This window comes from Brachybacterium sp. UMB0905, from assembly GCF_002871795.1.
Lineage (GTDB): Bacteria > Actinomycetota > Actinomycetes > Actinomycetales > Dermabacteraceae > Brachybacterium.
Genome location: NZ_PNHL01000001.1, coordinates 3312 through 10856, shown reverse-complemented (window position 1 = coordinate 10856; position 7545 = coordinate 3312). Strand labels below are relative to the sequence as shown.

Here is a 7545-nt window from a genome sequence, read left to right as displayed (position 1 = left end):
CCCCGCCGAGACCTCCACCCCCGTCGCGGCCTGACCGCCCGCACCCCATAAAGCCCCCGCACCTCATAAAGCCCTCGCCCCCATAAAGCCCTCGCCCCCATAAAGCCCCGGGCCCGGTCACCGCCCCGGACCCCCTCGAAGGAGGAGTCATGCGACCCGATATCGACCTGCGCGCTTCCCTGAACACCCGCGGCGCCCTCATCACCTACACCATCTCCCTGCTGGCCCTCGTGGGCGCCGGCGTGCTGGGCGGCGTGCTGCAGGCGCTCGTCGTGGAGCCCGCGATCGTCGATGTGGAGATGACCTTCATCGTCATCACCCTGCCGCTGTCGCTGATCATTCCGGTGGTCACCGTGCTGATGATCGCGGGGGAGTGGTCCGACCGCTCCATCCAGACCACGTTCCTGCAGCGCCCCGGGCGCCTGGGCGTGCTGGGGTCGAAGATCCTCGCGAACATCGTGGTGGTCGGCGCGCTGCTCGCCCTGTCCGTGGGGCTCGCGGCGCTCGGCACCTGGATCGGCGGAATGGTCGGCGACGGCGCAAGCTTCGAGTCCTTCCGCGACGTGCTCACCACGCAGATGGCCGTGATGGGCGCGACCTGGCTGATGTCGCTCGCCATGGCGGTGCTCGCCCAGTCGGCGGTGGTGGGGATGCTCCTGGCGATCGGCCTGCCGTTCGTCATCTCCACCTTCGCCACCATCGCGATGGCGACGGGATCGGACATCCTCGAGAAGGTGGCGCGGGCCGTGCACCTGCAGGATGCGGCGTACCGCCTCACCGACGGCACCGCCGGTGCCTTCGAGCTGCTGCCGCTGACCCTCATGGTGCTGATCCCACTCGCGCTCGGTGCGCGCCGCTGGTCCCGCCGCGAGATCGGCTGATCCGACACGGCCCCGGCCCGCCCGCACGGCGTGGGCCGGGGCCTAGGATGGCCAGGCCGACGGCCCGGCCTGACCCTGCCCCAGGCCCCCTGCATCGATGGACAAGGACGCTCATGACCTCCACCGCCCGCCCCCTGTGCCGCGCCGCGGCCTCGCTCGCCGCCGTGCTGCTGCTGGCCGGCTGCACGATTCCTGGCCTGGGCGGTGACCAGGGCCCCGACGATGGCGGCACCGACCCGGGAGTCTCCGACGGCGGCGGCTCCGCTGGCAGCGACGGCGGTGGGGACGACGGCGGTGCGCACGCCGGCCCGCCCAGCACCAACCCCGGCGGGCTCGAGGGGCCGCTGCCAGAGTTGCGCAAGGCCGGCACCTCCGCCGCGGAGCTCGACGGAGATCCCGCCGAGGACCCGGCCTACGCCTCCTACTACGAGCAGGAGATCAGCTGGGGGCCGTGCGAGGACCTCGATGCCGATGGCGCCGAATGCGGGATACTCACCGTGCCGCGGCAGTGGAACGACCCCGAGGCCGGGGATATCGAGATCGCGGTCGCGCAGATCCCCGCGAGCGGCGAGAAGCAGGGTTCGCTCGTGCTGAACCCCGGCGGTCCCGGCGGCTCGGGCGTGAACTACCTGGAGTCCGTCCCCTACTTCCTGTCCTCCGAGGTGCAGGCCGCCTACGACGTGGTGGGCTTCGACCCGCGCGGCGTCGGCCGTTCCGCCCCGGTGACGTGCCTGGATGATCGCGAGACCGACGAGTTCCTGGCGAGCACGATCGACCCCACCACCGAGGAGGGGCTCGCGGAGGCGGAGAAGTGGGGGCGCCGCGTTGCCGAGGCGTGCGAGCAGAACTCCGGAGAGATCCTGCCGTTCGTGGACACCTGGTCCGCGGCGCGGGACATGGATGTGCTGCGCGCCGCCCTGGACTCCGAGAAGCTCGACTACCTGGGGTTCTCCTACGGCACCTACCTGGGCTCCAGCTATGCGGAGCTGCACCCGGACCGGGTGGGGAAGTTCGTGCTGGATGCGGCGATCGATCCCAGCCTCGCGCTGAACCAGATCTCCGCCGGGCAGGCTGAGGGGTTCGAGCGCGCGATCGAGGCGTTCCTGCAGGACTGCCTGGATGCCGGGGCGGATGCCTGCCCGGTCAAGGGCGATGTGGAGCGCGCCAAGCAGCAGCTGCAGAGCTTCTTCGCCTCCGTGGATGAGAGCCCCCTGGATTCGGGGGACCCGGATCGTCCGCTGACCGGGGCGCTGGCCCGCAGCGCCGTGCTGCTGATGATGTACCAGGACGAGCTGTGGGGCTTCGGCCGCGAAGCGCTGGGCGCCGCGATGACGGGGGATGGCTCCCAGCTGCTGATGCTCGCGGACCTCGGAGCGGACCGGCAGAACGATGGCAGCTACCGCACCAACGGCACGTACGCGATCTCGGCCGTGAACTGCCTGGATCATCCGGGGGTGGCCGATGTCTCCTGGGTGGAGCAGGAGGCGGAGCGGCTGGCCGAGGAGTACCCGACGTTCGGGCCGATGCTGGGCGGTGACGGGTGCGTGCTGTGGCCGCAGGAGCCGGTGCGTGAGCCCGCGCCGATCACCGCGAAGGGCTCCGCGCCGATCGTCGTCATCGGCACCACGGGGGATCCCGCGACGCCGTACGCCTGGTCACAGGCCCTCGCCGAGCAGCTGGAGAACGGCCTGCTGCTGACCTTCGAGGGCAATGGGCACACCGCCTACGGTCGCAGCGGCGGCTGCATCGAGAAGGAGGTCGACGCGTACCTGCTCGAGGGCACCGTGCCGGAGGACGGACTGGTCTGCTGAGCGGCCGGTGACCGGCGCCGATAGGACCGGCGGGGTGCCGGGATCGGTGCGCGCGGCCGATGGGGCTGGAGCGTGGGCTCCGGATGGTGGGCCGACGTGAGCAGTCTCGCCCTGCTTCGCTTTGCACTGGTCATGCGCGGTCCCGTACAGTGATGCGGTCTGCCGCGCGCGCGTGTCGGCAGCGCCGCCTTAGCTCAGTCGGCAGAGCGATTCACTCGTAATGAATAGGTCACCGGTTCGAATCCGGTAGGCGGCTCGACAGGTCAGAGCACGAATCGGCCCCCTCGGAACCATCTCCGAGGGGGCCGATTGTGTTCAGCGTGTGTTCACGCTACGTCGTAGCGGCTCCGGCGCTGCCTGGGGACGCCCTGGCGCTCAAGCCGACGCCGGTACGTCGCGCGCTGAGCGGCGAGCTTGCACTCTCGACAGATCCGCTCGACCCTTCCGTGCTTCCGCTCGTAGATGATCGTGTTCTCCTCCGTCATCTTGTGCCCCTTCGCGCAATGTGTGCGAGGGCGGCGCGAGCGGATCGCGCGCCGAGTGTTGGTCGACTGCGTGACGGCTTCGAGGTGGGCGGGGTTGATGCAGCACCGGTGCTTACACGTGGCACCGCCCGGGCAGTCCTGATCCGTGTTGTGGCAGACGTGATCGATCTGGGCTCCGTCGGGAATCGGCCCGTTCTTCTCCTCCCATGCGGCGCGGTGGCCGAGCATGGAGCCGCCCTTGCCGTCGCTGACAACGGCATAGCCGCGGTTGTTCAGCGCTCCGGTCCAGGACCAGCATCCGCTGATCGGGTCGATCGTGAAGCGGGTAAGGTTGGCCATGTCAACTCCTCGTGGTTGGCCATGTCCCGGGACGGTTGCCGCCGTCGCCGGGACGCTCTATTAGGTTGCGCGTGATCGATTCTAGCGCATCGTCGCTGGTCATGGCGCTATTTGCGCGCCGTGTGGGCCCAGCGTAGGCAGGGCGTACGTTGGGATGCCCATCAGGTGTCAGTGGAGGTGTGCACACTCTCCCCATGGACTTGATCAAGACCACCCACGGCTGGGTCTACCCCGACCCCGGCCCGTGCGCGTGTGGTGAGCGGGCGGCGTGGCGCGGCTTCCAGTTCTGCCGCTCGGAAATTTCTTCTGCGCACCACTTGACAGGCCCTAATCTAGGCCCTACGCTAGAGGCACAAGGCGAGGCCAGAGGGGCCAGCCGAACCGGTCAGAAAGGACCACCACGATGCAGACCTTCACCACCACCCAGGACGTCATCGACCAGCACGTCGCCCCCGCCCTCGGAGAGCACGCCAGCGACTTCGACCAGCTCGCCATCGCCCAGGCCATCACCTACTGGCAGGACGGAAAGCTCACCCTCGACGAGGACGCTGACTTCTGGGCCATCGCAGCCGAGCACGAGACCACGAACTGATCACCCCCGGAGGGCCTCGCAAACGCGGGGCCCTCCCTTCTGCTACGAGGAGACAGTCATGACCATCGCTCCCCCCGAGCGCATGCCCGCAGCCACCTTCCGGGCTCTCCGGGAGTACCTCGGGCTGCCCGGCTCGTGGCTCGCCCAGCATCTCGACGTCGGCGAGCGCACTGTGCGGAAGTGGGACCAGGGAGAAGCTCCCATCCCAGGCGGCGTAGCCGACGAGCTGCAGCGGCTCGCCACGCTCACCCGCGACTACGTCCAGCAGCATGCGGAACGGTTGCGCGATGACCCGGCCGGTACGTGGCCGTTCGAGATCCCGCGCGGCACGTACGACCTGGACGCGATGACCCCCGCGACCGATTTTCCCGTGGACTGGTGGCGGAACGTCGGCGCGCGGCTTATGGAGGTCGTGCCTGGTCTGTGGCTGGAGTGGATCGACGCCGATCAGGATGTGCCGTGAGTCGGCGTCGGCGGGACCGGTGGTCGCCGTATGGTATGCCCGGGATCCGGCGCGCATACCTCCGCGCAGTCGAAGAGCTCGCGAGCCCGGCCTGGTGGCAGGGGCACCCGCTGCAAGAGCAGATGGCCGCCATGAGCTCGGCGCAAGCGCGAGCAGCTCGGATCGCTGATCTGTACTGGGTGACCCAGGACATGGCCCGTATCGCGCTCGATGCCTCTACTGACGTGCCCGAGACCCATCTTGCCACCAGCCTGCCCACCCGGCACGCCCTCTTGCTCTTCTCTAGCCCCCTGCCCCCGGTCCCCTACCTCACGCCCGCCGAGATGCGGGGACGGGTCGAGGACATCACCGGTGACGCCGTGGCCACCGACGGTCTGCTGTGGCGCAACGAGGGAGACCAGGTGATCATCAACGCCCTCTCCCGCTCGGGGCGAGCCACGGAGACCATGCCCGTCATGGGTCCTCTTGCCGACGGGGCAACCGTCGCAGTCCCCGCGGGCCCGACCGACGTCGAGGATATCGAGGCAGGGCAGGCCCGCGCGGTCGCGGCTTTCCTCCACTCCGTGGTGACGCTCATGGCCATGCCCACGGTCGCATCCGTCCGGGACGTCGAGCCCTCCACCGGGGAGTCCCGGCCTCCCGCGGCTGGGGATCCGGTGCGAGACGGGGAGGTGCGGCTGATCGACCTACGTCCGATGAGGCATCTCCCGAGTGAGGATGAGCGGGGCCGGGAGGGCAGGGAGTATCGGCACCGGTGGGTCGTGCGTGGGCACTGGCGGCAGCAGGCCGTCGGCCCGAAGCGAGGCCAGCGTGAGACGATCTGGGTGCCGTCCTACATCAAAGGTCCTGCGGGCGCCCCGATGCTGCACCGCGAGGACGTGATGGTCTGGCGGCGCTGATCCGGGCACGAGAAAAACCCCCACCCGGCGCTTGGCCGAGTGGGGGCATCACTGGTGACCGCGGGTCTGTCAGTCGTTGATCTCGCGGATTTTCTCACCGGGCGGGATGCTGTCGTGACCGTCGCCTGCGATGACTTCGTGGCCGTCCCGCTGCTCCACCACACGCGAGCGGGGCGTGGTCCAACGGCGCGCAACGATCACCACGAGAGGCGCGACCACGGCGACGACGCCGAGAATCGCCTCCGTTTGCGCATCGGTGAGCTCGACCCCGAACGCGACGAGCAGGGCGATGACCGCGGCTGCAGCGGCGACCACGCCCGCGGTCGTCACCAGCGGCTCGGGGTTCCTCGTCTTCACGTGGGTGTTGGTCATGCCCTCTCCTCGACGATGGTGTTCAGGGCGTGGAGCAGGTGCGCGTCCGTCACGGCGACGGGATTCTGGCCGGGGCGCGGAGCCGGTTCATAGGTCGCTGCGGCGTATTCGTACACCGAGGCGATGGTGTTGCCCTCGTCGTCCACGGGCGCAGCCGCTAGCCGTGTCCGCGCCGCTTCCACGTCGGTCTGTGTGAGGCCGATGGTGGCTCCGAGCGCGACGGCCCGCTGTAGGAGGTCAGTGTCGTGAGATGCCGCGATGATCGCGGCAGAGGATGGGGTGGGCATGGGTGTCCTTTCGGTTAGGCCGGGGTGCCCGGCAGGGTCATGGGCCAGGGCTTCGAGTTCGGGTATGCGCGGAGGTCCCGGAGCCGCGCATTGGCGGGAGGGTTGACTCTGAGGTTCCCGGTGTCGAGACGGACGAAGTTCCCCGTGCTCATGGCGAACATCGAGCCGGGGTAGGTGACGTTATCGCCGTCCACGTCCCACTTCCGACCGAGACTCCGCGGGATGAGTCGCACGTCGGTGGCTGTCCCATCGGTCCGTAGGTCATCAGCGGAGACCCACACGAGGCCGGGAGTCCGGCGGAGCCGGAGACGTCCACTGGAGAATCCGGCGTCAGTGAGGGGGATGATCCGCCACCCGGTGTCACCGTCCGTGACGACCCAGCCCGTCGGGCGTTTCGACCACACCCACGCGCCGACATCCGCGCCGTCGGTGGAGCGATACTCCGCGCCGACCGGGAGCGCTGCGAGAGCCGCTGCGGTCATGCCTGTGGTCGTTGGAGCGTCAGGACGCCCAGGACCCACCACCAGCATCGACTCCGGCGTGAGGACCGCGCCAGGCGGGCCAGTGTCGCCCTTTGGCCCGGGAGGCCCCGGGACGGTCGAATCCTGCCCAGCGGGTCCGGGAGGTCCGGGCACCGTCGAGTCAGCCCCAGCAGGGCCGGTCTCCCCGCGAGGACCCTGCGGGCCTCCGGGACCCTCCGGCCCACGCTCACCCTCCGGTCCGCGCTCACCCTGCACGCCCTGCGGCCCTGGCTCCCCCTGCGCGCCGCGCGGGCCAGGCGGACCCTCGGGGCCTTCGATGCCCTGCGGACCTTCCGGCCCACGCTCTCCCCGTGGCCCCTGCGGACCAGCCGGTCCCGGCTCACCGCGCAGCCCCTCCACAGTCTCCACCGCGTGCGGGGTGAGATCCGCGAGAGCATGAACACCGTCGTCAGGGACGGTGATCGTCCACGAGTCAGCGCGCGCCCCATCACCCGGGTACACCGACACTGTCCAAGGGCCAGACTCCAGCACCGCTTCAAGGTCACCGTCCGCGATGGTGACGGTGTGACGATCCGGCAGCAGCACGGTCGATCCCTTCACACCACGGTGGGCACGAGAGAACACCACCATCCCGGACTGCACGGGCACTGCGCCGTCGTGAGGGTGAGCGATAGGCCCGGTGATTGTCGTCACTGGTCCTCCTTCGGGACGTGGGGGTCGAGGTAGTCGAGCAGCTCGGCAGGGGTCGCGGGCGGGTCGGCGCGGAGCCGGTCCACGATTCCCGCCATAATCGAGCGGTATCGGCGGTTCTCGGTGACGAGGTCCGCGATCTGCGCGTTTAGTTCGTCGATTTTCGTGCGGTGCGCCTGGATTGCCGCCGCGTCACTTTTCCGGCCTTCTGCCAGCCGGGTGACTTCCGCGCGGAGTTCTTCGA

10 protein-coding genes and 1 tRNA gene are annotated in these 7545 nt (G+C 69.5%); 6 read left to right on the top strand and 5 right to left on the bottom strand.

Going from position 1 to position 7545, the window contains the following annotated elements; translation table 11 throughout:
* Positions 1–149 precede the first annotated feature (149 nt).
* The 3 genes from CJ197_RS00070 (at position 150) to CJ197_RS00060 (ending at position 2948) form a co-directional block, all read left to right on the top strand.
* Positions 150–881 carry an ABC transporter permease gene (locus tag CJ197_RS00070; protein ID WP_102234749.1) on the top strand — a complete coding sequence of 244 codons (732 nt, stop codon included), beginning with the start codon at positions 150–152 and terminating at the stop codon, positions 879–881.
* 113 nt (positions 882–994) lie between these two features.
* The gene (locus tag CJ197_RS00065; RefSeq protein WP_102234748.1) at positions 995–2692 is read left to right on the top strand and encodes an alpha/beta hydrolase; all 1698 of its coding nucleotides are present in this window, start codon (positions 995–997) and stop codon (positions 2690–2692) included.
* 183 nt (positions 2693–2875) lie between these two features.
* Positions 2876–2948: transfer RNA gene (locus CJ197_RS00060), tRNA-Thr, on the top strand.
* 70 nt (positions 2949–3018) lie between these two features.
* Here CJ197_RS00060 and CJ197_RS00055 read toward each other — a convergent pair.
* The gene (locus CJ197_RS00055) at positions 3019–3516 is read right to left on the bottom strand and encodes an HNH endonuclease signature motif containing protein (protein ID WP_102234747.1); all 498 of its coding nucleotides are present in this window, start codon (positions 3514–3516) and stop codon (positions 3019–3021) included.
* Between the two features lie 403 nt (positions 3517–3919).
* Here CJ197_RS00055 and CJ197_RS00050 point away from each other — a divergent pair, with 403 nt between their 5' ends.
* From CJ197_RS00050 to CJ197_RS00040, 3 genes are all read left to right on the top strand, one after another.
* Positions 3920–4108, top strand: coding sequence for a hypothetical protein (locus CJ197_RS00050; RefSeq protein WP_102234746.1), 189 nt, complete (start codon positions 3920–3922; stop codon positions 4106–4108).
* 58 nt (positions 4109–4166) lie between these two features.
* Positions 4167–4571 (top strand): DNA-binding transcriptional regulator, encoded by a 405-nt coding sequence (locus CJ197_RS00045; protein WP_102234745.1) that lies wholly within the window; start codon positions 4167–4169, stop codon positions 4569–4571.
* 131 nt (positions 4572–4702) lie between these two features.
* Positions 4703–5470, top strand: coding sequence for a hypothetical protein (locus tag CJ197_RS00040; protein ID WP_146007668.1), 768 nt, complete (start codon positions 4703–4705; stop codon positions 5468–5470).
* A 69-nt stretch (positions 5471–5539) separates the two neighbouring features.
* Here the strand turns inward: CJ197_RS00040 and CJ197_RS00035 are convergent, their stop codons facing one another.
* The 4 genes from CJ197_RS00035 to CJ197_RS15030 form a co-directional block, all read right to left on the bottom strand.
* Entirely contained in the window at positions 5540–5842 is a 303-nt protein-coding gene (locus CJ197_RS00035) for a hypothetical protein (protein WP_102234743.1), read from the bottom strand.
* The gene (locus CJ197_RS00030; RefSeq protein ID WP_102234742.1) at positions 5839–6129 is read right to left on the bottom strand and encodes a hypothetical protein; all 291 of its coding nucleotides are present in this window, start codon (positions 6127–6129) and stop codon (positions 5839–5841) included. The genes CJ197_RS00035 and CJ197_RS00030 overlap by 4 nt, the downstream gene beginning before the upstream one ends.
* A 14-nt stretch (positions 6130–6143) precedes the next feature.
* Entirely contained in the window at positions 6144–6611 is a 468-nt protein-coding gene (locus tag CJ197_RS15460; RefSeq protein ID WP_233190547.1) for a hypothetical protein, read from the bottom strand.
* A 689-nt stretch (positions 6612–7300) separates the two neighbouring features.
* On the bottom strand, positions 7301–7545 hold a 245-nt coding region (locus tag CJ197_RS15030), incomplete at its 5' end, for a hypothetical protein (RefSeq protein WP_158239307.1).

What these genes read in the sequence shown, in the direction of transcription:
- CJ197_RS00070 (WP_102234749.1), top strand. Translation starts at nt 150, where the DNA reads ATGCGACCCGATATCGACCTGCGCGCTTCCCTGAACACCCGCGGCGCC.
- CJ197_RS00030 (WP_102234742.1), bottom strand. Translation starts at nt 6,129, where the DNA reads ATGCCCACCCCATCCTCTGCCGCGATCATCGCGGCATCTCACGACACT.
- CJ197_RS00040 (WP_146007668.1), top strand. Translation starts at nt 4,703, where the DNA reads ATGAGCTCGGCGCAAGCGCGAGCAGCTCGGATCGCTGATCTGTACTGG.
- CJ197_RS00045 (WP_102234745.1), top strand. Translation starts at nt 4,167, where the DNA reads ATGACCATCGCTCCCCCCGAGCGCATGCCCGCAGCCACCTTCCGGGCT.
- CJ197_RS00055 (WP_102234747.1), bottom strand. Translation starts at nt 3,516, where the DNA reads ATGGCCAACCTTACCCGCTTCACGATCGACCCGATCAGCGGATGCTGG.
- CJ197_RS15460 (WP_233190547.1), bottom strand. Translation starts at nt 6,611, where the DNA reads ATGACCGCAGCGGCTCTCGCAGCGCTCCCGGTCGGCGCGGAGTATCGC.
- CJ197_RS00035 (WP_102234743.1), bottom strand. Translation starts at nt 5,842, where the DNA reads ATGACCAACACCCACGTGAAGACGAGGAACCCCGAGCCGCTGGTGACG.
- CJ197_RS00050 (WP_102234746.1), top strand. Translation starts at nt 3,920, where the DNA reads ATGCAGACCTTCACCACCACCCAGGACGTCATCGACCAGCACGTCGCC.
- CJ197_RS00065 (WP_102234748.1), top strand. Translation starts at nt 995, where the DNA reads ATGACCTCCACCGCCCGCCCCCTGTGCCGCGCCGCGGCCTCGCTCGCC.